The 23,822-nt window shown below is 73.9% G+C and carries 16 protein-coding genes; 1 reads left to right on the plus strand and 15 read right to left on the minus strand.

The features are described 5' to 3' along the window. Positions 1-18: 18 nt before the first annotated feature. The 4 genes from M5362_RS05690 to M5362_RS05705 all read right to left on the minus strand — a co-directional run bounded on the left by M5362_RS05690 (position 19) and on the right by M5362_RS05705 (position 7,648). Positions 19-981: an ABC transporter ATP-binding protein gene (locus M5362_RS05690; protein WP_260226223.1), complete on the minus strand. Its 963-nt coding sequence runs from the start codon at positions 979-981 to the stop codon at positions 19-21. After that, complete coding sequence (locus tag M5362_RS05695; protein WP_260226224.1) at positions 978-3,749, minus strand: FtsX-like permease family protein; 2,772 nt, start codon at positions 3,747-3,749, stop codon at positions 978-980. Before M5362_RS05695 ends, M5362_RS05690 begins: the two co-directional genes overlap by 4 nt. 41 nt (positions 3,750-3,790) lie before the next feature. Next, the gene (locus tag M5362_RS05700) at positions 3,791-7,117 is read right to left on the minus strand and encodes an ABC transporter permease (protein WP_260226225.1); all 3,327 of its coding nucleotides are present in this window, start codon (positions 7,115-7,117) and stop codon (positions 3,791-3,793) included. A 126-nt stretch (positions 7,118-7,243) separates the two neighbouring features. Then, positions 7,244-7,648, minus strand: a complete 405-nt coding sequence (locus M5362_RS05705; protein WP_308354853.1) for a globin — start codon at positions 7,646-7,648, stop codon at positions 7,244-7,246. 96 nt (positions 7,649-7,744) lie between these two features. Between M5362_RS05705 and M5362_RS05710 the strand changes: the two genes are divergently transcribed. Further along, positions 7,745-8,719: a methyltransferase domain-containing protein gene (locus tag M5362_RS05710; RefSeq protein WP_260226227.1), complete on the plus strand. Its 975-nt coding sequence runs from the start codon at positions 7,745-7,747 to the stop codon at positions 8,717-8,719. 123 nt (positions 8,720-8,842) lie between these two features. Here M5362_RS05710 and M5362_RS05715 read toward each other — a convergent pair whose 3' ends face one another. The 11 genes from M5362_RS05715 to M5362_RS05765 form a co-directional block, all read right to left on the minus strand. Continuing rightward, positions 8,843-10,078, minus strand: coding sequence for an FHA domain-containing protein (locus M5362_RS05715; protein ID WP_260226228.1), 1,236 nt, complete (start codon positions 10,076-10,078; stop codon positions 8,843-8,845). A gap of 40 nt (positions 10,079-10,118) precedes the next feature. Next, entirely contained in the window at positions 10,119-11,447 is a 1,329-nt protein-coding gene (locus tag M5362_RS05720) for a VWA domain-containing protein (RefSeq protein WP_260226229.1), read from the minus strand. Between the two features lie 61 nt (positions 11,448-11,508). Beyond that, positions 11,509-12,915, minus strand: coding sequence for a PP2C family serine/threonine-protein phosphatase (locus M5362_RS05725; protein WP_260226230.1), 1,407 nt, complete (start codon positions 12,913-12,915; stop codon positions 11,509-11,511). A 2-nt stretch (positions 12,916-12,917) separates the two neighbouring features. Then, the gene (locus tag M5362_RS05730; protein ID WP_260226231.1) at positions 12,918-15,614 is read right to left on the minus strand and encodes a tetratricopeptide repeat protein; all 2,697 of its coding nucleotides are present in this window, start codon (positions 15,612-15,614) and stop codon (positions 12,918-12,920) included. After that, positions 15,608-16,909, minus strand: a complete 1,302-nt coding sequence (locus tag M5362_RS05735; protein WP_260226232.1) for a hypothetical protein — start codon at positions 16,907-16,909, stop codon at positions 15,608-15,610. The genes M5362_RS05730 and M5362_RS05735 overlap by 7 nt, the downstream gene beginning before the upstream one ends. Positions 16,910-16,924: 15 nt before the next feature. Then, positions 16,925-17,956: a glutamate ABC transporter substrate-binding protein gene (locus M5362_RS05740; RefSeq protein ID WP_260226633.1), complete on the minus strand. Its 1,032-nt coding sequence runs from the start codon at positions 17,954-17,956 to the stop codon at positions 16,925-16,927. Between the two features lie 38 nt (positions 17,957-17,994). Beyond that, entirely contained in the window at positions 17,995-19,446 is a 1,452-nt protein-coding gene (locus M5362_RS05745; RefSeq protein ID WP_260226233.1) for a hypothetical protein, read from the minus strand. Positions 19,447-19,713: 267 nt separating this feature from the next. Beyond that, positions 19,714-20,691, minus strand: a complete 978-nt coding sequence (locus M5362_RS05750) for a BadF/BadG/BcrA/BcrD ATPase family protein (RefSeq protein WP_260226234.1) — start codon at positions 20,689-20,691, stop codon at positions 19,714-19,716. After that, complete coding sequence (locus tag M5362_RS05755; RefSeq protein WP_260226235.1) at positions 20,682-21,947, minus strand: 6-phospho-beta-glucosidase; 1,266 nt, start codon at positions 21,945-21,947, stop codon at positions 20,682-20,684. Before M5362_RS05755 ends, M5362_RS05750 begins: the two co-directional genes overlap by 10 nt. A 6-nt stretch (positions 21,948-21,953) precedes the next feature. Next, complete coding sequence (locus M5362_RS05760) at positions 21,954-22,853, minus strand: carbohydrate ABC transporter permease (RefSeq protein ID WP_260226236.1); 900 nt, start codon at positions 22,851-22,853, stop codon at positions 21,954-21,956. Positions 22,854-22,855: 2 nt separating this feature from the next. Next, positions 22,856-23,818: a carbohydrate ABC transporter permease gene (locus M5362_RS05765; RefSeq protein WP_260226237.1), complete on the minus strand. Its 963-nt coding sequence runs from the start codon at positions 23,816-23,818 to the stop codon at positions 22,856-22,858. Positions 23,819-23,822: the final 4 nt, after the last annotated feature.

Raw genomic sequence — 23,822 nt, forward strand, 5'->3', positions numbered from 1 at the left:
CCCGTCCCCCCGGCCCGTTCACCCCTCGGTGTCGTCCGGCCACACCCCGATGTGGTCCTGCTCCAGCTCCAGCATCACGCGGTGCTCCATGCCCAGGGACGCCGTGTACTCCGCCGGGAGTTGCAGACGGCCCGCGCGGTCGAGCATCGCGTACTCACGGGAGACCAGGGACTCCTGCCCCTCCGCGTCGACCTCCGTGCGGCGCAGCACCTCGGAGGACGTACGGCCGTCACGGATGGCGACCGTACGGCGGACCTCGGAGGCGACGGCCTGGTCATGGGTGACGATCACGATCGTCGTGCCCAGCTCCTCGTTGGCGCGGCGGAAGGCGGCGAAGACCTGCTCGCCCGTCGCCGAGTCCAGCTCGCCCGTCGGCTCGTCGGCGAGCAGCACCGCGGGGCTGTTGGCCAGCGCGACCGCGATGGCGACCCGCTGCTGCTGACCGCCGGACATCTGGTGCGGCCTGCGGTCCCGGCACTCCGCGACCTCCAGCATCGCCAGCAGTTCCTCCGCCCGCTCCGCCTTCTTCGCGCGCCGGACCCCGCCCCGCCCGCGGCCCCGCAACTGCATGGGCAGCGCCACGTTCTGGGCCGCCGTCAGATACGGCAGCAGGTTCCGGGACGTCTGCTGCCAGACGAAGCCCACCACGTCCCGCCGGTAGCGCAGCCGCGCCTTCGCGTCCATGGACAGCAGGTCGCAGCCCGCCACGGTCGCCGCCCCCGCCGTCGGCACGTCGAGCCCCGCCAGGATGTTCATCAGCGTCGACTTGCCGCTGCCCGACGCCCCGACCAGGGCCATCAACTCGCCCTCCCGCACCAGGAGATCGAGACCCTGGAGCGCCTGCACCTCCACCCCGTCCGTGGTGAAGATCCGTACCAGCCGGTCGCAGGCGATCAGGGCGTCGTGCCCGTAGGAGGGCCGGTCGCGGTGCGCCGTCGCCCGCTGCTCCAGCTCCGCCAGAGTGGTGTCGGTCGTCGTCATCGTGCGTCTCCTGCCCTGAGTTCCTTGATCGATCCGCTGCGCGCCGACCACCACGCCTGAAGGGCCGCCGCCAGGCCGGCCAGTACCACCACACCGGCCGCCGGCAGCGCCAGCGACCACAGGTCCACCCGCAGGGGCGCCTCGGCGAGCGGCGCGGGCCCCGGCGTCCCCGACAGGGAGAGCCGGACCAGATCCACGCCCGGCGCGAGCAGCAGGATCGTCGCCCAGCCGACCAGCGTGCCGCCGACCGCCGCGAGCAGCGCCTGCGGCAGCGCCTCAAGGCCGAGGAGCCGCCTGCCCTGCCGCCGGGTCAGGCCCATCGTGCGCAACCGGGCCAGGAGCACGGCCCGTTCCGGCGCGGACTGCAGCAGCGACAGCAGGACGGCGAGGACGGCATAGCCCGCGCCCGCCCCGATCGCCGCCAGATAGATCCGCTCGGCGCCCGACTGCATCGGCGAGTCCACATAGGCGGCCCGTCGCTCGGACCGCAGCCCCACCGAGAAGTCCGGGGACTTCGCCGCGACGACGGCCCGCAGCGCGTCCCCGTCCACCGACGGCCCGGAGGCCAGCAGGACGGTGTCCGCGCGGTGGGTCAGATCGGCCGCGTTGACCAGCAGGAAGTCCTCGGCGGGCAGGACCGGGGTGGTGTCCCGTACCCCCACGATCCGTACCGTGAACCTGCCGGCCGTCGCCACCACGTCCTGCGGTTCCGTGCCGAGCCGCGCCGCGACCGCGGGCGAGGCGATCGCCGGCAGCACCCGCTCCGGGTCCACCTTCCCGCCCGTCCCTGTGGACCTCAGCAGCTCGGCGGGGAAGGGCCCGAAGCCGGTCCGCCCGGCCAGCCGGGTGTACGACTCCGGCTCCACCCCCACCAGCGGCGTGGTCCGCAGCTTCGGCTGCCTGCCCGTCCCGACCGGCAGCGCCACGCCGTACTCGACCTGCACCGTGGCCACGTCGTTCACCCCCGCCGTCCCGCGCACCGCCTTCGCGAGCCCGTCCGGCAGCGGCACCGCGTCGGCGTTGCCCGTCACCCGCGCGTCCGCGCCCGTCTCCAGGAGCGCCGCCCGGTCCCGCGCGTCGGCGATCCCGGCGAGCACCGAACCGCCGAACGCGGCCGTCGTCAGCGCCACCAGGAGCGCCAGCAGCGGCAGCGCGCCCGTCGCCGATGAGCGCCCGGCCCGGGCCAGCGACAGAAAGCCGACCGCCCCGCGCAGCCTGCGCGCCGGCCGCGTCGCCCACCGCAGCGGCAGCGGATACAGCCGTACGAGGACGAGTGCGGCGATCAGCGCGACGAGTACCGGCGCCGAGCTGACCAGGTGGTCCCCGGCGTCCTCCGTGCCGCGCCGGCGCAGCGCCACGACCGCGCCGACCGCCAGGGCGAGGAGGGTGAGTTCCGCGACCGTACGGCCCCGGGACGGGCGGGCGTCGACGAGGTCCTCGCGCCCGCCGTGGGCGAGCGGCCTGCGGTGCAGGAACAGCGCACGCAGCGGCAGCGCCGCGGTGGCGAGCAGCGCGACCGCGCCCGCGGCGACGGCGGCGGGCACGAGGCGCCCCTCGGGGAGGGCGAGCGTCGCGAGCAGCAGACCGAGACCGGCGGCGGGCAGGGCCAGGACCGCCGTCTCGCCGACCAGCCGGACGCCGATCCCGGCGAGCGAGCCGCCGCGCGAGCGCAGCAGCGCCAGTTCGGAGCTCCGGCGGGCGGCGAAGAGGCCGCCCGTCATGGCGAGGACGACCGCCGCGACCGCGCCGATGCCGAACGCGGCGACGGCGACGACCGGAGCGATCGCCGCCCGCATGTCGCGGTAGGCGGCGGTGATCTCGTCGAGGCCGGTGTCGCTCGCGCCGGTGGCGCCGACCGTCTCCCGGATCAGCACCAGGTCGGGGCCGCCGGAGAGCGAGGCGAGGGCGGCGCTCAGCCGTGGTTCGTCCTGTGCGGTGAGACGGCTGACGTCGGGGGCGAAGCGCCAGTACACCTCGGGTTCGCCGTTGCCCGCCAGGATGGTGGTGGCACCGTCCGGCGGCAGCAGCAGGGCGGCCTGCCAGTAGAAGTAGACGCCGTTCTGCGTGGTCTTCGACGCGTACGTCGGGGTGCGCAGGAGCGGGTCGACGGACCAGTAGGAGCCCTGCGGGCGGCGCGGTTCGACGATCCCGACGACGGTCAGGGCGAGCGGCTCGTTGGCGAACAGCTCCGGTACGTGGACGACCGAACCGACCTTCAGGCGCAGCGACTTCGCCGTCTCCGGGGTGACGGCGACCTCGCTGGTCCGGCCCGGCTCCGCCCGGGTGGGCAGCCGGCCCTCGCGTACGGTCGCGTGGCCGGCGAGCTCCGGCAGCGTGGCGAGGGTGAACTCCGGGGGCAGCGAGGACGGGCGCGGGAGCCAGGGGTCAAGCCCCGTGACCCGCTTGGTGGTCCGCACCCCGTGCGCGGACTCCGCGAGGTCGACGCGGAGCGGCGCGGGCAGCAGCTCCCGCAGGTCCGCGCTCTTCTCCGCCAGCCGCTCCGGCGACACCTCCGCCGCGCGGGCCTCCGGGGAGAGGTGGGCGGGCGGCTGGGCCGTGGTGATGTCCAGGACCGTGGTGCGGGGCGGCGCGGTCACGATGTCGTGGCGCAGGCTCTCCGTCTCGTAGGCCTCGACGGTCCGGGGGAGCGCGGCGGCGAGGAACGCGGTCACCAGGACGAGGAGCGCGAAGGCCCATGCCGTCCCCGGCGCGGTCCGCAGCCGGGTCCGCACCCAGGGCGCCACGGCGCGGACGGGCTTGCGGGGCATGGTGGCTGCCTTTCTGGCGGATGCGGTACGGGCGGGGCACCTCACTGGTCCCCCTGGTGGCGCAGGGTCACGGCCGGGTCGGTGCGGCGCAGGGCGATCACGGCGACGATCAGCAGTGGCAGCACGGCGACCCCGGCGAGAAGCAGGGCCACGTGGCCGGGCGGGAGTTCGACCAGGACGCGCGGGACGGGCTGGGCAGCCTGGCCGGTCAGCACGACCAGGGGGACGACCGCCCGGGTCAGCACGGTGCCGAGCGCCACCCCCACCAGCAGGCCGATGCCGACCAGCAGACCCTGCTCGGCGGCGATCAGCCGGGCCAGCTGACGGCGCGGTGCACCGAGCGCGCGCAACACCCCGAACTCCGCGGACCGTTCACGCGTCGAGCCGGCCGCGCTCACCGCGAAGCCGACCGCCGCGAGCGCCGCGGCGGCCGCCGCGACCGCCATCAGCGCCGCGTTGGGCCCCGCGCCGAGCGGGTCGCCGAGCAGCTCGGCCGCCGCCTCGTCCCGTACGAGCACCTGCGCGGGATCGGCGTCGGGACGGGCACGCAGGGTCTCGGCGACCTCGTCGGCGCGGCCGGGCACGGTGGTCAGCCACCACTCGGTGGGCGGCAGGGCCGCGGTGGGGTCGGTGGCGAGGTACTGGTTCGCCGCGTGCAGGTCGACCAGGAGCGCGCCCCCGTCGTCCGGGGTGGCCGCCGTGGCGGAGGCGGACGCGGTCCTGGCCCCGGCACCCGTGGTCGGCAGCTCCCGGACGGTGTCCACGATCGTCACGTTCAGGCGCAGGCCGCCGAGGGAGACCTCGACCCGGTCGCCCTTCTTCGCTCCGGCCGCCGCCAGGAACGCGTCGGTCGCCACCCCGTTCAGCGTCCGGGGCGGCGCGGTGCGCGGCGCGCTGACCCGCAGCCCGTACTCCTCCAGGTCGGGCAGCTGGGAGGGCACCGCCGTGCCGGCCGTGAACCCGACCACGTACGGCGTCGCGCCGGCGGCCCGTCCGAGCACCGTCCGCGGGGGCTGGGGCTCGCCGTCGACGGTCTCGTGATGGCCGGAGCGCCAGGACGTGAGGGAGCGTACGGCGTCGACCGGGCGCTCGGCGCCGCCCTCGTGGCGGGAGACGAGCCGTTCGACGGCGAAGGTCTGCTCCCCGCCCTGCCCCTCCATGGCCGAGCCGTCGAGCTCCAGGCCCGTCAGCGTGATCGGGCCCGCCGGAGCCCCCTGCGCGCCGAGGTCGAGGGTGAGCCGGTGGGTGCGCCCGTCGGACGGCAGCGGCCCGAGGAGGCTGCGGTACGGAATGCCGTACCGGTCCTCCACGACGACCGTCACCTGCACCGGGGTCGTGCCGCGCGGCGCCGTACGGCGCAGGTCGAGCGTCAGACCACGGCTGTCGGCCGGCAGGGCGATCCCCGGGCGCGGGCCCGCCTTCGGGGTCAGCGACGTGAGCAGCTCGCGGCCCGGGGCGTCCGCGAGGTCCTCACGGAGCAGGAAGCCGTCGGCGGCGTGCCGGGTGTCCAGGGCGAGGACGGTCGCGGTGCGGTTGCCCGCGAGGCCCGTGGTGGTGCGGTGCGCGGGGGCGACGGAGCGGACCCCCGGCAGAGCCGCGTACCGCCCGGCCTGGGCGGGGCCGGCGGCGCCACTGGTCAGGACCCTCAGCCCTGTTCCCGTACGGAAGTCGGCCCGGTCCTCCTGCGAGCGGTCCCAGGAGGCGCTCTGGCCGATGGCGAGCATGCCCATCGCGACCGCGAGGACCAGCAGCAGCACCGGGCCCGCGCCCCGCAGCGGCCGGCGGCTGAACTGCCACCCGGCCAGCGCGGCCGGAAGCCCGCGTCCGCTCGCGGCGCGCCGCTCGGCGAGCCGGGCCGCGGGCGGCAGCAGACGCAGGGTCAGGACCGTGCCCGCGAGGAGCGCGAGCGCGGGGGCGGCGACGAGCAGGGGATCGATGCCGAGGGAACCCCCGCGGTCGCCGCTGAGCGCACCGCCGCCCGCCTCCCCGGACCCGCCGGTCTGCCGGTCGAGCTGCCAGTAGGCCACGGCCGCGACGGCCAGCAGGCCGACGTCGGCCCCGGCCCGTACCGGCGCGGGCAGCGACGCCGCACGCCCCTTGCGCAGGGTGACGACGCCGTCGTCACCGGTGCTCAGCGCGGGCGCCACGACGGCGGCCGCACAGCAGACGGCGACCAGCGCCGCGACCAGCCACACCTGGCCGAGCGGGATGTCGTCGAGCCGCACGCCGAGCGCGCCGAGCGAGGACCGGTCCGCGAGGAGCCGGGTCAGCGGCCCCGCGAGCAGGGGCGCGATCACGGCCGCGGGCAGGGCCAGCAGCAGCGCCTCCACCGCGGCCAGCGCGGCGATCCGGCGCCGCGAACCGCCGCGGGCCCGCAGCAGCGCGGTCTCGCCGGACCGTTCGGAGCTGAGCAGCCGGGCGACGAGCAGGAGGGCGTACGCGGCGAGCAGCACCAGCTGCACGGCGACGATCATCAGCGTGGACCGGGAGACGAGCAGGGACCGCTCGGTCTGTTCCAGCACGGTCGGCAGTGAGGTCCGGGCGCTGACCGTGCTGCCGAAGGAGGTCGTACCGGCGGCCAGCGCCTTCGGTTCGGCCGACGCGGAGGCGCGCAGCGCGTCGATACGGTCCGTGCTGACACCGGTGAAGTCGGCCGTGCCCAGCCAGGACGTCTCGCCCGAGGTGACCCGCCCGGAACCGAGCACGGCCGGGTGGGCGAGCAGCGGACCGTACGTCGTGAAGACGACGGTCTTCACACCGCGCCCGCCCGCCGGGTCCAACTGCCAGTACAGGTCGGTGAGGTCGACGGGCTCGTACAGCCCGGTGACGCGGGCCCGCACCGGCTTCCCGCCGAGCCGGTCGGTGAGATCGAGCACGGTTCCCGGCCCGATCCGCAGCCGCTTGGCGGCCTCCTCGGGCACCGCCACGTCGATCACGGCACCCGGGGCGTCACCCGGCCAGGCGCCCTTGACGAGCGCGAGCCGCGAACGGTCGAGGGCCGCGATGTGGGTGAGGTCGGGCTCGCCCAGGCGCGCGGCCGCGCTCTGCAGCGTGCGCGGCAGTGCGTACGGCCCCGAGCGCTCCAGCCTCCGTACGCTCACCGGAAGCCCGTCGAAGGTCCGGCCCGCCGCCTCCCGCACGGCGGTGTCGGCGCTCTCCCGCTTGGCAGCCGGCACCTGCGCGGAAACCACCAGCGCGGCCGAGGGCGCCGCCCGGCCCCGCAGCGAGCCCTGGAGGGCGGCGTCGCCGATGGAGCCGGAGAAGGCGGCGAGGGCCGCGAGCACGGACGTGGTCAGCAGCACGGCGAGGAGCGCCGCGGCGAGCAGCAACCGGTGCGCCCTCACACGCAGAAGTACGAACCCGGTCACGCATCCCCCCGAACCCCGCCGAACGTTCGTCCGATGCTTTCAGAGCGCACATGCCTCTGGAAACCGCTTGCGCGGGGAGCTTGACTGGATCGTGACCGTTATTCGGGGTGCAGGCTCCGGAATGCGTCAGTCCGCGGTGTTCACCATCGACGCCGCCGCGTACGTCAGGTACTTCCACAGCTGGCTCTCGTGCTCGGGCGAAAGCCCGAGCTCGTCCACCGCCACGCGCATGTGCTTCAGCCACGCGTCGTGCGCCGCCCGGTCGACCGTGAACGGCGCGTGGCGCATCCGCAGCCGCGGGTGGCCCCGGTGGTCGCTGTACGTGCGGGGCCCGCCCCAGTACTGGATCAGGAAGAGCACGAGGCGCTCCTCGGCCGGGCCGAGGTCCTCCTCGGGGTACATGGGGCGCAGCAGAGGGTCCTCCGCGACGCCCTGGTAGAAGCGGCGGACGAGACGCCGGAAGGTCTCCTCGCCACCCACCTGCTCGTAGAAGGTCTGCTCCTGAAGTGTGCCGCGGGGAATCTCCATCACCGTTCCATCGTCTCAGATGCTCCGACCGAGGACCGGGGGCCTAGGACCACTCGCCGGCCACTCGCCTCCCCACCGCCCGCGCAGGACAGTGGAGGCATGGGCGCGCAGCGGGACGAGTACGCCGAGGCGGGCGCGCGGGCGCGACGAGCGCTGGTGCGGGAGATCGAGGCGTACGGCGCGCTGGGCGACCCCGCCTGGCGCGCGGCCTTCTCCGAGGTGCCCCGGCATCTCTTCGTCCCCTCCTACTACGTCTCCGGGATCGGCGGCTACGAACGCCTCTGGTCCGGCGACCCCGACCCCGCCCGGCGCACCCGCTGGCTGCGCGGCGCCTACCGGGACGTCCCGCTGGCCACCCGGGTACGGGACGGGGAGCTGCTCACCTCCTCCAGCCAGCCCTCCCTGATGGCCGAGATGCTGGAGACGCTGGACGTACGGGACGGGCACGACGTCCTGGAGATCGGCGCCGGCACCGGCTACAACGCCGCCCTGCTCAGCCACCGGCTCGGCGCGGAACACGTCACCACCGTCGACATCGACGCGGAGATCACCGAGTCCGCCCGCGTCCATCTCGCCGCCGCCGGCCACCGGCCCGCCGTGATCACCGGCGACGGCGCCCGCGGCTGTCCCCAGCGCGCTCCCTTCGACCGGATCATCGCGACCTGCACCCTGCCGTCGGTCCCGTACGCCTGGCTCGCCCAGTGCCGTCCCGACGCCCTCGTCCTCACGCCGCTCTCCACCGGGCTGCTCCTGCTCCGGGTCCATGACGAGGCCCACGCCGAGGGGCGCTTCCTGGCCACGTCCGCGTACTTCGTCGCCCTGCGCGGAGGAAACGCCCGCTTCCCGCGCGGACGGCCGATGGGGCTGCCCCGGCACGTGTTCGAGGACGACCGCTTCCAGTTCGTGCGCACGCTGGTGGAGGGGACCCTCGACGCACGCGAAGCGCTCGCGCTCTGGCAGCGCGAGCGGCGGCCGGAGCGGGAGCGCTTCGGGGTGACGGTGAGCGGGGGCCGGCAGTGGGCCTGGCTGGACGAACCCGAGGGGCCGTACGCCTGGCCACTGCCGAGCGGTTGAGCGGGATATCGGATCGCGGATATCGGATCGTGGATCTTGGATCCAATATCCCTGATCCGATATGCGGGATGTCGGATCTGATATCCCGGGTATCGGATCCCGGATCCAATATCCCGATCCGGGCTAGCCGCGCCGGATCGTGATCGTCGTCCAGGCGCCGACGTGCACCCGGTCGCCGTCCTGGAGCTGGACCGGCACGTAAGGCTGAATCGGTTCCTCGGCGCCGTTGATCGTCGTGCCGTTGGTGGAGTTCTGGTCCACCACCGCCCACGACCCGTCCGGCTGCTGCACCAGCACGGCGTGCTGGTGCGAGACGCCCGGGTCCTCCGGCGGTACCGAGAGGTCGATGTCAGGGGATTCGCCGGTGGAGTGCCGACGGCGGCCGATGCTGATCTGGTTGCCCTGGAGGGGCAGGTGCTGCTCGGGGGAGTACGCGGGCAGGTTCAGCCCCGTGGCCTCCGGGCCGCTGCGCTGCATCATCGCCAGGAAGTACTCGCGGTCCGGCCCGATGTACGCCGACCAGCCCGCGGCGGGCCGCGGCGGCTGGTACTGCTGCTGCGGTCTCTGAGGCTGCGGGTGCTGCTGGTGCTGCTGAGGCGCCTGCTGAGGAGCGTGCTGCTGGTGCTGCTGAGGAGCGTGCTGCTGCTGAGGTGCCTGCTGCTGCGAGGGCGGGGGCAGCATCCAGTCGTCGCCGCCCCCACCGGGCGGCGCCTGGTGCTGAGGCGACACCGGAGGAGCGGGCGGGCCCTGCTGCGCGGGCGGTGCGCCCGGCGGCGGCGCCTGGAAGAAGGACGGCGGAGGCGGCGGCGGGCCCTGCTGGAAACCCTGCGGCGGCTGCTGCTGCGGCGGCTGCTGGACCGGCGGGCGCTGCGGCGGCGCCTGGTGGTGCGTGGGGTCGGCGGAGAGCGGCTCGGCCGGCCGGTTCATCTGCGAGGGCCGCGAGCCCTGGTACTCGTACGGGTCCGGCTGCTGCTGCGGCCGCGGCGGCGACTGGAAGCCCGGCGGCAGGTTGAGACCCGGCGGCGGGCTCTGCTGCGGCGACGGCGGCGCGACCGGCGTGTACGAGGTCGCGGTGTTGGTGAGGAAGTTCCAGCGGCACTCCTCGCAGAACGGGGCCATGGCCTCGCGCGGGGTGCGGCACTGCGGGCAGAGCTCCGCCTGGGCGGTCGCGTTCGGGTCGTACCCCCCGGGAGCGGGCACGGGGCCGGGGCCACCGGGCCCGGGGTAGCCGTAGGCGGGCGGCGGCGGGGGAGGCGGCGGTACGGCACCCGCCGGCGCACCCGCCCCGGCCATGCGGTGGCCGCAGACCTCGCACCAGTCGTCGGAGACCGACTGGTGTCCGTTCGGGCAGGTCGGCATGTCGGTGCTTCCCCCTCTCGTCGTCCGGCCCGTGGCCGGGCTACTTCTTGACGCGAACCGTCTTGGTGGAGCGGGTCTCGAGAGTCATCTCGTCCGCTTCCGCGACCTTCGCCTTCAAACGCACAGTACCTGTCGCCGCGTCGACGACGTCCACCACCTTCGAAAGCAGTTTCGCAGTGTCAGCGTTGCCCGAGGCGGCCGCCAACTGCACGGCGCGCCCCAGTTTGGCCGTCGCCCCGTCGTGGTCACCGGACTTGCGGGCGTCCATTCCCTGCTGGATGACCTGCGCCAACTCGGCCTGACCGGTGTAGTGCGCGACCTGCGGGTTGATCGACGTCGACATCGCCATGTCGTCCGTCCACACGGCCCGTACCAGTCCCTGGCCGAGCGTCTTCGGGGTGTCGCCGAGCGGGTCGGGGACGATCAGCGAGACCCGGGCGGCGAGCATCTCCTGGCCGATTCCGGCCTGGGGAACCCGTACGCAGACGTGGTAGTCGCGGGACTCGTCACCCCACGAGCCGGTGGGGTAGTCCCCGGCCCGCGCCGTCGCCTCCGTACGGCGCTCGGTCAGCTCCTCGACGGTCGGCGCGACCTGCTTCACGAAGGCGATCTCCACCCCGACCGGCGTCCACAGACGGAGCGCGACGTCCGCGACCTCCTTGCCCATGGTGTTCTCCATCATCGCGGTGAAGTCGGTCGCGAGGCCCTGCGGATCGGCCACGATGTCGGCCGTGCCGAGCAGCGCGGAGGCGATGCCGGTGACCTCCTTGACCTCCCAGTCCGTACCGACACCCCGCGCGTCACAGGTGAAGCGGCCCGCGCACGCGTCGAGCGCGGCCCGCAGGTCCTCGGGCGACTCGTGCTCGTTGCGCCCGTCGGTGAGCAGGATGCCGTGCCGGATGGCGACCTCGGCGGAGCCGAGCAGCCGGTCCGCGAGACGCAGCCAGGTGCCGATCGCCGTACCGCCGCCCGCGCTCAGCCGGCGCAGCGCGTCCTTCGCCTGGCCACGGGTCGCCGGCCCGGCGACGGCGAGCCGGCCGTCGCCCGGGTATACCTCTTTCGCCACGTGCGTGCCCGCGACGACCGCGAAGGAGGTGCCGTCGCGCAGGGCGTCGATGGCGGCGGCCGTGGCGTCCCGGGCTCCGCGCATCTTGGTCGGCGGGTAGTCCATGGAACCGGAGCAGTCGACCATGATCACCACGCCCGCGTCGGCGCCCGCGCCGCTCGGCACCGCGCCGCCGCTCGTGCCGCCGCCGGTCGAGGTGACCGTGACGATGGCGTTGACCTCACGCCCGCCCTCGGGCAGGAACTCGTTCTGGTACACGTCCACCGAGAACTGCGGCACGTTCGACTTGGAGAAGTTCGCCATGGGTTGAGGCTCCTCGACAGACAAGCGTGAAAGGTGAGAGAGACAGGGCGCCGACGACCGCTCAGGCCGATCCTGCCCCTTGCGACGAGAGGCCGAACGGCAGCAGCGCCACTGTTACGTTGTCGTGGCCCCCGCCGTCCAGGGCGTGGCCGACCAGCACCTGGGCGCCGTGCAGCGGCCGCCCGGCGGCGTCCGCGGGCACGACCCGGGCCATCTCGCCGGCGGCCTCCGCGTAGTTCCAGAGCCCGTCTGTGCAGACCACGACCACTCCCGGGCGGTCGGGCTTGAACGCGGCGGTGTGCGGCTCCAGTTCGTACGCGTCGGCGCCGAGCCAGCCGGTGATGGCGTGGGCCCGCGCGTCGGCGTACGCCTCCGCCTCGTTCATCAGGCCGGTGGCGACCATCTGGGCGGCCCAGGAGTCGTCCTGGGTGAGCCGGGCCGGCGGGGAGGTGCGGTCGTCCGGCACCCAGTAGGCGCGGCTGTCGCCGACCCAGCCGACGATCAGCAGTCCGTCGGCGACGACCGCGCCGACGATGGTGCAGGCCGGGGCGTTCTGGTGGCGGTGCGGATCGTGCTCCATGCCGTCCTGGCCGGGCTCCTCGGCCAGCGAGTTGACCGCCTCGGAGGCCGCGACGATCGCCTCGTGCATGGCCTGCTGCGGGTGGGTGCCGCGGGGCAGGGCGGCGAGCAGCGACTGCCCGGCCGCCTGGGCGGCGGCCGCGGAGGCCTCGTCCGGCCGGGTCGCCGAGGAGACGCCGTCGCAGACGATCGCCAGGGAGGCGAGCGAACCGTCGGGCAGCGCGGTGGCCGAGACCGCGAACGCGTCCTCGTTGCGGTGGTGGCGCAGGCCGCGGTCGCTGACGGCGGCGACGGTCGAGAGCTCCTGCTCCATGTGGTCGCGCTCGCGCGGCTGTGCGTGCCCGCAGTTCTCGCAGTACCCGTCGGAGTCCACGGCTCCGGCGCGGCAGGCGACGCACAGCTTGGTCCCGGCTGGCGGGGTGGCGAGCTGCGCGGCGGCCCTGGGATCGGGCGCGGCGAGTGGGAAGTCCCCCTCGGGGGCGGGGGAGCCGGCCTGGTCGGAGCCGGCCGTGGTCTCCGCGGCGAGCGCGGCCAGGGCGCTGACCGGCGGGGCCGAGGCGGCGGCCGCCGCCCGGGCCTCGGCCGTGGCGGCCGGGTACGGGTGGTCGGTGCGGACCGCCATCGTCGGCAGGTCGCGGCCGCCCGAGTCCGTGCCCGGGAGGTCGCCCGGGTGCTGCGTCGCCGTCGAGAGGGAGCCCGGCTCGCGGGGAGGGGGCTCGGGCCAGTTCACCGGCGTACCGATCGCCACCGTCGGACGGTCCGGCTCCGGTGCCGCCGCCGGTACGGCCGTGAGGTCGTAACCGCACGCCCCGCAGAACCGGTCACCCGTGTCCAGCGGCTCCGTGCAGCCAGGGCAGGCGGAGAAATCGTGCTGGGGCTTCTGGGACATACTCACACCCACGTCCGGGGGCGGAAACGGTTGGCCCGCTCCACCAGTTCGATCCTCTCCTCGCCCCGCTGAGCGAGCCGGGCGAGCACCCGGTACGAGCGTTCGAGGCCGAAGCGCAGCCCGCGCTCGTCCAGTTCGCTGTCGAGCAGCCGCGCGCCGCCCGGAGTCGTTCCGGGACTCCCGGAGAGTACCCAGTCCAGCGCCGAACCGAGGACCTCCGTCGACAACCGCTCGCGGCGCACCGCGTCCAGACCGAAGTCCTGGAGCGCGGAGACCTGCGCCGCGGCCGCGGTCAGGTCCGGGCCGAGCGCTTCGTGCGCGGCCCGCCGCCGCAGCCGCGCCCGTACGGCCGCGACCCGGGCCGCGGTGTAGTGGATGGACGCCTCCGGTACGGACTCCAGGGTCCGTACGGCTCCGGTACGGTCGCCGGCCGCGAGCCGCACCCGGGCGAGCCCGAACGCGGCGCTCACGAAGCTCGGGTCGGTCGCCCACACCAGGCGGTAGTACTCCGCGGCGTTGTCCAGCTGCCCGAGGACCTCGGCGCAGATGCCGAGGGCCAGCTTGGGGGCGGGCTCACCGGGGAACGCGTCGTAGACGGCGTCGAAGGAGAGCGCCGCGTGCTCATGGTCGCCGGTCACCAGCGAGGTGATGCCGCGGTACCAGACGACCCGCCAGTCGTCCGGGTGCTCCTCCTCCAGCGTGGTGAGCGCGAGCCCGGCGGAGCCGAGGTCGGCCATCTCCAGGCGGGCCCGCAGCTCCCGCAGCCGCAACTCCAGGGAGGGCGCGGGCGCGTGGCCCAGGGCGCTGATCAGCTCGGCGGGGGCGGAGGCCATCAGACCGGCGAGGAAGCCCGCGTTGGGGTCCCCGGGGTCCACCCGGGGCACGGGCAGCGCGAGCGAGGCGGCCCGCCCGTCGAGCGCCGCGAGGAAGGCCCCGCCGGGGAGCGCCGCCACCCCGGGGACCGCCGCCGCCACCCCGCCGTGCGCCGGCACCGGAGCGCCCTGCGCCGGCACCGGCGCGCCGTGCGCGGGGGCCGGTGCGCCGTGCGCGGGAACGACCTGCGCCGGGACGGAAGCGACCTGCGCGGGCAGAGGGGCGACCTGCGCGGGTGCGGGGGCGACCTGCGCCGGGCCAGGGGCGCCGTGCGCGGGGGCCGGTGCGCCGGGCAGGGCCCTGACCCCTCCCCGCCCGCGGCCTCGCGCGCGGCCCGGGTTCCGGGCGCCCAGGACCGAGACGTCCTCCGTCAGCTCCGCGAACAGCTCCGTGTCCGTGACCCGCAGCTCCGTCCCGAACAGTGTCGAGAGCGCCGGGCGCGGACGGCCCGACTGGAGGGCGACGACCTCGCGCAGGACGCCCGTCAGCTGCTCCGCCATCTCCTGCGCGGAGGCGAACCGGCGGGCCGGGTCGGGGTCCGTGGCGCGCACCAGGAGACGGTAGAAGGACTCGTACGTCCGGAAGACCTCGATGTGCTCGGGGTCGGGCAGCGAGTCGACGAAGACGTTCGTGTACCCCTGGAAGTCGAAGGTCAGCACGGCGAGCGTGCGCGCCACCGTGTACAGGTCGCTCGCCACCGACGGACCGACCTCGGCCACCTCCGGCGCCTGGTAGCCGACCGTGCCGTAGATCGCCGACTCGTCGTCGTCCATCCGGCGGACGGCGCCCATGTCGATCAGCTTGAGCTGGTCCTCGCTCTGGATCGCGTTGTCGACCTTGAAGTCGCAGTACAGCAGGTTCCGGCTGTGCAGGTGCCCCAGCGCCTCCAGGGCCTCGATCCCGTAGGCGCAGGCCTGCTCCACCGGCAGCGGATCGCGCCGGCCGTCCGGTGTCCGGCGGTCGTTGGCGATCTCCTTGAGCGCCTTGCCACCGACGTACTCCATGACGATGTAGCCGTCCAGGGAGCCGGTGCGCGCGTCCAGGTGCTCGACGAAGTTGTAGATCCGGACGATGTTGGAGTGCTCGATCTCGGCGAGGAAGCGGCGCTCGGAGATCGCCGCGGCCATCGCGTCCTGGTCACCCGTGTCCAGCAGGCCCTTGAGGACCACCCAGCGGTCGGAGACCGCCCGGTCGACGGCGAGGTAGATCCAGCCGAGGCCGCCGTGCGCGAGACAGCCCGCGACCTCGTACTGCCCGTGCACGATGTCCCCGCCGCGCAGCTTCGGCACGAAGGAGTACGGGTGTCCGCACTTGGTGCAGAAGCCCTCCGTACGGCCCGGCCGGTCGCCGCGCGAACGGCCCACCGGGGCACCGCAGTCCGAGCGCGAGCAGAATCGCTTCCGCTCGGGAACCTCGGGGTTGTCCATCACCGCGGCGCGCGGGTCGGGCCGCGGCACCTCGGGGATCGCCACCAGGCCGGCCCCCAGCCGGTTCCGCCCGGACTGCGCCGTCGACGAGCCGGAGCTGCGCACCGACACCGAACGGCCGCTGCTCCCGCCCGACAGCGAGCGCGAGAGGCGCCCCGAGACCGAGCGGCGGGACGTGGCCGAGCGGGAGGAGCGCGAGGACGCGCGGGAGGAGGCGCGCGAACTCGACCGGGACGGGCTCGACCCCCTGCCGGGCACGGCCATCCCGGTCGGGTTGGCCTGGAGCATGCCGCCCGGCGCGACGACCGGTGCCAGCCCGCAGGTGTCGCAGTACAGCTCGCCGCCGCCCATGTCCTCGTACGATCCCTCGCACGAGGGACGCTGACAGGTGCTCACCACTGACTCCCTCTGGCATCTCTGGGGCCGGACAGAACCTCCGCCGCGGCGTGCTGGTAGCGCAGTACCGCCTGCTCGGCGACCCGCAGGTCGCAGGGTGCGCTCCACAGCATCCGGCGGGCCGCGTCGTACCGCTCGATCAGGAGCGGATCCTCCGCCGCGCCGAGCCGGGCCACCTTCGCCTTGTACGCGTCGAGCCGGCCGCGCAGCTCGGCGCGGACCGCGAGCGGCGCGGTGACGGCGGTCAAGGACGCGCGGGCGCGCTGCAGTTCGTCCTCGGCCTCCTGCTCCAGCGAATCCAGGAGCGGCGAGAGCCGGTGCCACTGGGCGTGCCTGCGGTACTCGGCGGCCGTCGCGAGGCGTTCCTGGAGGACCGTCGGCGGGCCGCTGACGGCCGGTACCTCTGATGCGGCGATCTTGGCAAGGACCTCGCCGCGAGCCATCCGTGCCTCGGAGAGCGTCCGGTCGGCGCGCGAGAGGACGTCCCGCAGCCGCAGCAGCCGCTCCTCGGAGTCCTGGCGGACCGCGAGGACCGCCTCGATCTCCCGCCGGATGTCCTCAAGGGCGCGGGCCGCCCGGTCGTACCGCTCGGTGTCCGGTCTCCCGCCGCCCGGCGCCGAACTCCCGGCGGCGGGCCGCCAGAAGGCCAGCGGGTCCGTGACGACCTGGGAGCGCAGCGCGGTCAGCTCGGCCGTGATCGTCTCCAGCTCGTCGCCCGCCGGATGTTCCCCCGGCCGTACTCCGACGGAGTGCGCGAGCGAACGCGTCCGCCCCAGCTCCGCGGCGAGGAGGTCTATCCGCGCGGGCAGCGCCGACCAGACGGCGTCGGCGGTGACGACCATGTCGAGCGAGGAGGCGTACAGCTCGTTCATCCGGCCCACCAGCCGCTCCAGCGTGAACCGCTCGGAGAGCCGGGCGGGGCCGGTGAGCGACGGGGCGGCGGGCTGCTGTGCCCCGCCCGCGACCAGCACGCTCTCGCCGCGCAGCCGCTCGGTCAGCTCCACCAGGTCCTCCCGGCTGGCCCAGCGTCGCCGTGCCCGCAGCTCACGGGCGTCGCGCAGGGCGCCCGTGTACGCGTCGAAGTACGTCCAGAGCAGGGTGATCGTCCGCTCGGTGGACTGCCAGCGGTCCCAGGTGGTCCCGGTCAGCTCGGCGCCTTCGAGCAGCCTGCGGCCCGCGTGGTCCTGGAGCGCCAGCAGCGAGTCCTCGATCGCCTTGTGCTCCGCGCCGAGCCGCGCCAGCGCACGGTCCACCTCGTCCCGGTCCATCACCGGCCCAGGGGTGCCCGCGACGCCCATCGATCACCTCTCGCTCTACTTGTACATGGGTGCGGGCGGCCCGGATATCCCGGGCAGGTCCGCCTTCAGCCACTTGTCGTACGCCGCTTTCCAGGCGCCCTGGCGGTACTGGACGAGGACCTGGTTGACCCGGCGGACCAGGTCGTCGTTGCCGAGCTTGGCGGCGACTCCGTAGTACTCGGTGGTGAACGGCCTGCCCTTGAGCTCGACGGCCGGGTCCTGCGCGGCCTGCCCCGCCGCCAGCGCGTTGTCCGTGACGACGGCGTCGACCTCGCCCATCTGGAGCCGGGCCAGACAGTCGAGCTGGTTCGGGACGGTGAACTGGTCCCTGTCGTTCCCGGTGCCGTCGCCCTCGTCCCTGAACGTGGCGCCGAAGGAGTTGTCCTCCAGGGCCTCGTAGGCCGTGGAGCCTTCCGCCGTGCAGATCCGCTTGCCCTTGAGCGAGCCGTCGTACCCGGTGATGTCGGTGGAGTCCTTGGGCGCGAGGACCTGCTGGCCGGCCTGGAAGTAGGCCGTGGAGAAGGCGACCTGCTCGATCCGCTTGCAGTTGATCGTCATCGTGCGGACGACGAGGTCGACCTTGCCGCTGTCCAGGGCCGCGATCCGCTGGTTGGTCGGGATCGTACGGAATATGATCGCGTCCTCGCTGCCCAGCAGGTCCTTGGCGATCGCCTTGGCCAGCGCGATGTCGAACCCTTCCAGCTCCCGGTTCTCGGGGTTGAAGTACCCCCAGTTGAAGCTGTTCTGGTCGACGCCGACGACGAGCTTCCCGCGGGCCTTGATCGCCGCAACCGCCGGGCCGTCCTCGATGGCCGGGGTGAGCGAGGCCTCAGGGTTGCGGCAGCTCTCCGCCTTGGCCTGCACCCCGACACCGACGCCCGGTCCGGTCACCACGGGGGCGACCGGCGCGCCGCCGCCGCTGTGGGTCAGCGGCAGCAGGGTCAGCGAGGCGGTCAGCCCGCAGGCCACGGCCATCGCCCCGACACCGCCCCAGCCGCGCAGCCGCCCCAGGGGGCGTCCGCCGAGGAGCCGGGCCGGACCGCGCATCCTCGCGCCGTCGACGCCGTTCCGCATCCCGCCCCCTCTCACCGGTACTCCGACAGCCTGCGGTTGATGCCCATGACGGCGCCCGCAGCGCCCAGTATCCCGAGCGCCGCCGCTCCCAGCGGGAGCGCGGTGAGTGCGGACCGGCCGCCCTCGGCGGCCCGGGTGAACTCGCTCTGCTCGTGGTCCAGGGCCCGCTTCAGGGCCGCGTCGACCTGGTCGAAGGACTGCCCGGTGGAAGCGCCCGGTCCGACGACACTGGTCCGCGCGCCCTCGTAGTTGCCCGCGTCGTCCTTCTCCCGGGCGTCCTTGTGGCGCTCCCGCCAGTCGGCCGTACGGTCGGCGGCGGCGCTCAGCGGATCGCGACCCGCGTCGTCGTCGGCCAGCTCGCGTGCCTCGGCGAGGGCGGCCGTCAGCGTCTTCATGCTGCTCGCGTAGTCGGTCTCGTACTTGTCGTTCTTGCCGTCGTCGGTGAGGACCGCGCCCCGGGCGACCAGCGTCAGGTTCTCGTTGGCCCGCGCCTTCAGGGAGCTGATCCGGGCGGTGTTGAGGACCTGGAGCGAGCTCTGCCCGTGCTCGCGGGCGTCGTTCAGCCCGGCACTGGCGACGGTGTGCGCCGTCGCGAGCCAGAGCAGCACGATCACGGAGGCGGCGGACGCGGCGAGCAGCCCCTGGTTGAACACGCGGTTCGTCCGCGCGTACGTGCGGCGCTGCGCCCAGACCAGGACGGCGAGCGCGGCGACCCCGAGAGCGAGGGAGAGGAACGGCCACGCGCGGGCGTCCTCGTCGTCCCGCTGGAGCCGGGCCGTCTCCGCCTCGTACAGCCGCTCGGCCGCGGGGAGCAGCTGGCTGCTCATCAGCTGGTTCGCGTACCGCAGATAGGCGCCGCCGAGCGGCAGGCCCTGCCGGTTGGCGGCCCGGGCACGCTCGATCAGGCCGGTGTAGCGCGGGAGCTGTTCGTTGAGGGTGGTGATCTCGCGGGCGGACGACGACGAGCCGTCGGTGCTCGCCGCCGCCTTGACCAGGAGGCGGGACGCGGTGGTGATGTCGTCCGTGTACCGCTTCTGGAGGTCTGCCGGGTCCCGCTCCTTGGACAGGAAGGCACTGGCCGCGGCGGTGTCGGCGTCGGCGAGCGAGCGGTAGATGCTCGCGGCGTCGGCGCTCAGCGGCTGGCTGCGGCTCACCACGTCGTCGGCGGAGGTGGCGCGGTCGGACACCTCGTAGGCGGTGACGGCCCCGAACGCGACGACCAGCAGGGCCAGGACGGCCCCGAGGATCTGGAGCCGGCCCGGCTCGGTCGTGGCGGCCCGGCGCAGCCGTACCCGGGCCTCGTCCCAGGGCCCGCGCCCGGCGGGCGGTCCCGCGGGCTGCGGCGGGAACGAGGGCACGGACGCACCGGCCGGCGGCGAGGCCTGCGCGGGCACGCCCGTTCCCGGGCGCGCGGGCATGCCGCCCGGTGCCGAGGCGGCAGGCGCATTCGGCGGGTGTGTCAACGTGGCCTCCCCCTCGGTCCGACGTTCCCGGCCAGCAGTATGGCCTCAGGGGCCCCACCCGCACACCAGGATTGACTGGATCTTGTTCTTATCGTGCCCCATCTCGCGCTACCCCCGTAGGCGAACCCCCTGCTATGAATACGTCTCCCGGCCCCCATCGGTTCCACCGACGGACCGACACGAACGGGTGAACAAGGGACGGGGCGCCTCAAGAACGAGGGACGGGGCGCCCCCTGAGGGAGACGCCCCGTCGTCCGTCCACACACCTCAGGCGTAGTGCCGTCGCAGCCGGGCGGCGGCCTCCGGTGCCGCCGCCACCTCGTCCAGCGCCAGGAGCGCGGCGCCCAGCACCGGCGGCGCGGTGACCACGCCGACCACGGCCTTCGGCGCCTTCACCGCGAGGAGTTCGGCGATCAGGCCGTCCAGCTCGGGATGGCGCGCGGCCAGCACGCTGCCGCCCAGCACCACCGGAGCCTCCTCGTCGAGCAGTTCGAGCCGGCCGAGCGCGACCGTCGACAGCGCCACGACCTCCTCCGCCAGCCGGCGCACCAGCGAACGGGCGACCGCGTCACCCCCGGCGCTCGTACGGAACAGCACGGGCGTCAGCTCGTGCCGCCGCTCGAAGGGGATGCGGCCGAGGTGCAGCGCCTCGATCAGCGCGTACATGCTCGGCAGCCCGAAGTGCCCCGGCAGCGCGTGCGCGAGCTCGGTCGGCTCCCCACGCCCGTCCTCCGCCCGGGCCGCGAACCACAGCGCCTCCTCGGCGAGTCCGCTGCCGCCCCCCCAGTCGCCGGAGATCTTCCCGAGGGCGGGGAAGCGGGCGGTCCGCCCGTCGGGCAGCATCCCGACGCAGTTGATCCCCGCCCCGCACACCACGGCGACACCACGCGGCTCGTCGAGCCCGGCGCGCAGGATGGCGAAGGTGTCGTTGTACACCCGGACGGAGCGGCTCCATCCCCGTGCCTCCAGGGCGGAGGTCAACTCCGCCTCCTCCACCGGGAGGTCGGCGTTGGCGAGGCAGGCGGAGACATGCAGGAACTCCAGGGGGCGGCCTGCCTGGGCGGCCGCGCGCCCCACCGCCTCCGCCAGACCGTCCACGGCCTTCTCCACCCCGGCCACCGGCGGCTTGAACCCGCCGCCGCGCGCCGAGCCGATGACGGTGCCGTCCACGCCGACGACCGCGACGTCGGTCTTGCTGTTGCCGGCGTCGATCGCCAGCAGCACGCCGTCGAGGTTCACGCCCACGCCAGGTGCTCCCGGTTGTGGGCGATCAGCCGGTCGGTGAGACCCTCGGCGTACGCGTACTGCCCGACCAGCGGGTGTGCGAGCAGCGCCTTGAACACCCGGTCGCGGCCACCGCGCAGCGCCGCCTCCAGGGCCAGGTCCTCGTACGCGGTCACGTTCGCGATCAGCCCGGCGTACAGCGGGTCGAGCGGGGCCACCGGCAGCGGCGTCGGGCCGTTCGGCCCCACCGCCGCCTGCACCTCGATGACGGCGTCGTCCGCGAGGAACGGCAGCGTCCCGTTGTTGTACGCGTTCACCACCTGGTACGGAGATCCTCCCCCTCCCAGCAGGGACGCGGCGAGGTCCACGGCCGCCTCCGAGTAGAAGGCGCCGCCCCGTTTGGCGAGCAGCGCCGGCTTCTCGTCGAGCGCCGGGTCCCCGTACATCTCCAGGAGTTCCTTCTCCATCGCGGCGACCTCGGCGGCCCGCGAGGGCTTGGTGCCCAGCTCCCGTACGACCTCGTCGTGCGCGTAGAAGTAGCGCAGGTAGTACGAGGGGACGACGCCGAGGCGGTCCAGGACCGGGCGCGGCAGACGGAGGTCGTCGGCGAGGGCGTCACCGTGCTCGGCGAGCAGCCGCGGCAGCACGTTCTCCCCCTCCGGCCCGCCCAGCCGTACACCGGTCTCCCAGGTCAGGTGGTTGAGCCCCACGTGGTCGAGGTGGACCTCGGCCGGGGCCACGTCCAGCAGCTTCGCGAACCTGCGCTGGAAGCCGATGGCCACGTTGCACAGCCCCACGGCCTTGTGGCCGGCCTGGAGCAACGCGCGCGTGACGATGCCGACGGGGTTGGTGAAGTCGATGATCCAGGCGTCCGGGTTGGTGCGCCGGACCCGCTCGGCGATGTCCAGGACGACCGGCACGGTCCGCAGGGCCTTGGCGAGACCGCCCGCGCCGGTGGTCTCCTGCCCGACGCACCCGCACTCCAGCGGCCAGGTCTCGTCCTGGTTCCTGGCCGCCTGGCCGCCGACGCGCAGCTGGAGCAGTACGGCGTCCGCGCCCTCCACCCCGGCGTCGACGTCGGAGGTGGTGACGATCCTCCCGTCGTGTCCCTGCCTGGCGAAGATCCGCCGGGCGAGCCCGCCGACCAGTTCCAGCCGGTCGGCGGCCGGGTCGACGAGGACGAGTTCGGTGACGGGCAGGGTGTCGCGCAACCGCGCGAATCCGTCGATCAGTTCGGGGGTGTAGGTGGAGCCGCCCCCCACGACAGCGAGCTTCATTCTCGGCTAGCCCTTCACTCCGGTCAGTGTGACTCCCTCGACGAACGCCTTCTGGGCGAAGAAGAAGACGAGGATCACAGGGGCCATGACCAGTACGGTCGCGGCCATGGTCAGATTCCAGTCGGTGTGGTGTGCGCCCTTGAAGGACTCAAGTCCGTAACTCAGCGTGTACGCCGCCGGGTTCTCGGAGGTGTAGATCTGCGGTCCGAAGTAGTCGTTCCAGCAGTAGAAGAACTGGAACAGGGCCACGGCGGCGATGCCGGGCTTCGCCATCGGGAGCACGACCTTGAGGAGGGTGCGCAGTTCGCCGCACCCGTCGATCCTGGCGGCCTCGATGTACTCGTCCGGGATCGTCAGCAGGAACTGGCGCAGCAGGAAGATGGCGAAGGCGTCACCGAACGCCATCGGGACGATCAGCGGCCAGAGGGTCCCCGAGAGGTCCATCTGCTTGGCCCAGAACAGGTACATCGGGATGATGATCACCTGCGGCGGCAGCATCATCATCGAGATGACGAGCAGCAGCGACAGATGCCGTCCCCGGAAGCGGAACTTGGCGAGCGCGTACGCCACCGGGACCGAGGACACCACCACGAGCGCGGTGCCGAGCCCCGCGTACAGCAGGGAGTTCTTCCACCAGGACAGGAAGCCCGGGGTCCGGAAGACCCGGACGTAGTTGTCCCAGTGCCAGGTGTTCGGCGTGAGGTCGCGGGTCAGCGCCTGCTGGTCGCTCATCAGCGAGGTCAGGAGGACGAAGACGAACGGCAGCGTGAAGAACAGGGCCGCGGCGATCCCGAGGGAGTGCACGGCGATCCAGTGCAGCAGCGCCTTGCGCCGGGCCGTCTTCTCGGCGCCCCCGGCGGGCGCCTGCTCCACGGGACGGTCGAGGGTGGACAGGGAGGAGGACATGGTCAGTCACCCGAGCCGATCAGGCCGCCCCGCCGGCGCATGAGCAGCGCGGTGAAGGCCATGGAGAGGGCGAACAGGACGAGGGCCACGACGCAGGCGGCGCCGTAGTCGAAGCGGCCGAAGCCGAGGTTGTAGACGAGCTGCGGCAGGGTCAGCGTGGAGTCGTCCGGATAGCCCGGCTCGAAGGTCTGGCCCGATCCGCCCATCACCCCGGAGGCGACCTTCGCCGCCACGATCGGCTGGGTGTAGTACTGCATCGCGCCGATGATCCCGGTGACGACCGCGAAGAGGACGATCGGCGAGATGTTCGGCAGGGTGACGTAGCGGAACCGCTGCCAGGCCGAGGCCCCGTCCAGCTCCGCCGCCTCGTACTGCTCCTTCGGTACGTCGAGCAGCGCGGCCATGAAGATGACCATGAGGTCCCCGACGCCCCACACGGCGAGGACGGTCAGCGCCGGCTTGGCCCAGGCGGCGTCGTTGAACCAGGAGGGCGCCGGGATGCCGACGGCCTCCAGGAGCGAGTTGACCGGTCCCGTGCCCGGGTTGAGCAGGAAGACGAAGGCGAGCGTCGCGGCGACCGGCGGGGCCAGGTAGGGCAGGTAGAACAGGGTGCGGAAGACCCCGGTGCCGGTCTTGATCCTGGTGATGAGCAGCCCGATGCCGAGGCCGAACACCACCCGGCAGGCGACCATGACGACGGCGAGCCACAGGGTGTTCTGCATCGCCGGCCAGAACTTCGGCAGGTCGGAGAAGACGTACGTCCAGTTGTCCAGGCCCCGCCAGGTCGGCGGGTTGAGCCCGTCGTACTTCATCAGGGAGAAGTAGACGGTCGAGACGAGCGGGTACGCGAAGAAGACGCTGAAGCCGATCAGCCAGGGCGACATGAACGCCGTGGTGCGAAGCGCTCTGCGTACGCGCTTCGACCGCAGCGCCGCCTGCCGCCCCGCCAGGGTGTCGGTGGACATGAGA

It is taken from the genome of Streptomyces sp. Je 1-79, from assembly GCF_025195125.1.
GTDB lineage: Bacteria > Actinomycetota > Actinomycetes > Streptomycetales > Streptomycetaceae > Streptomyces.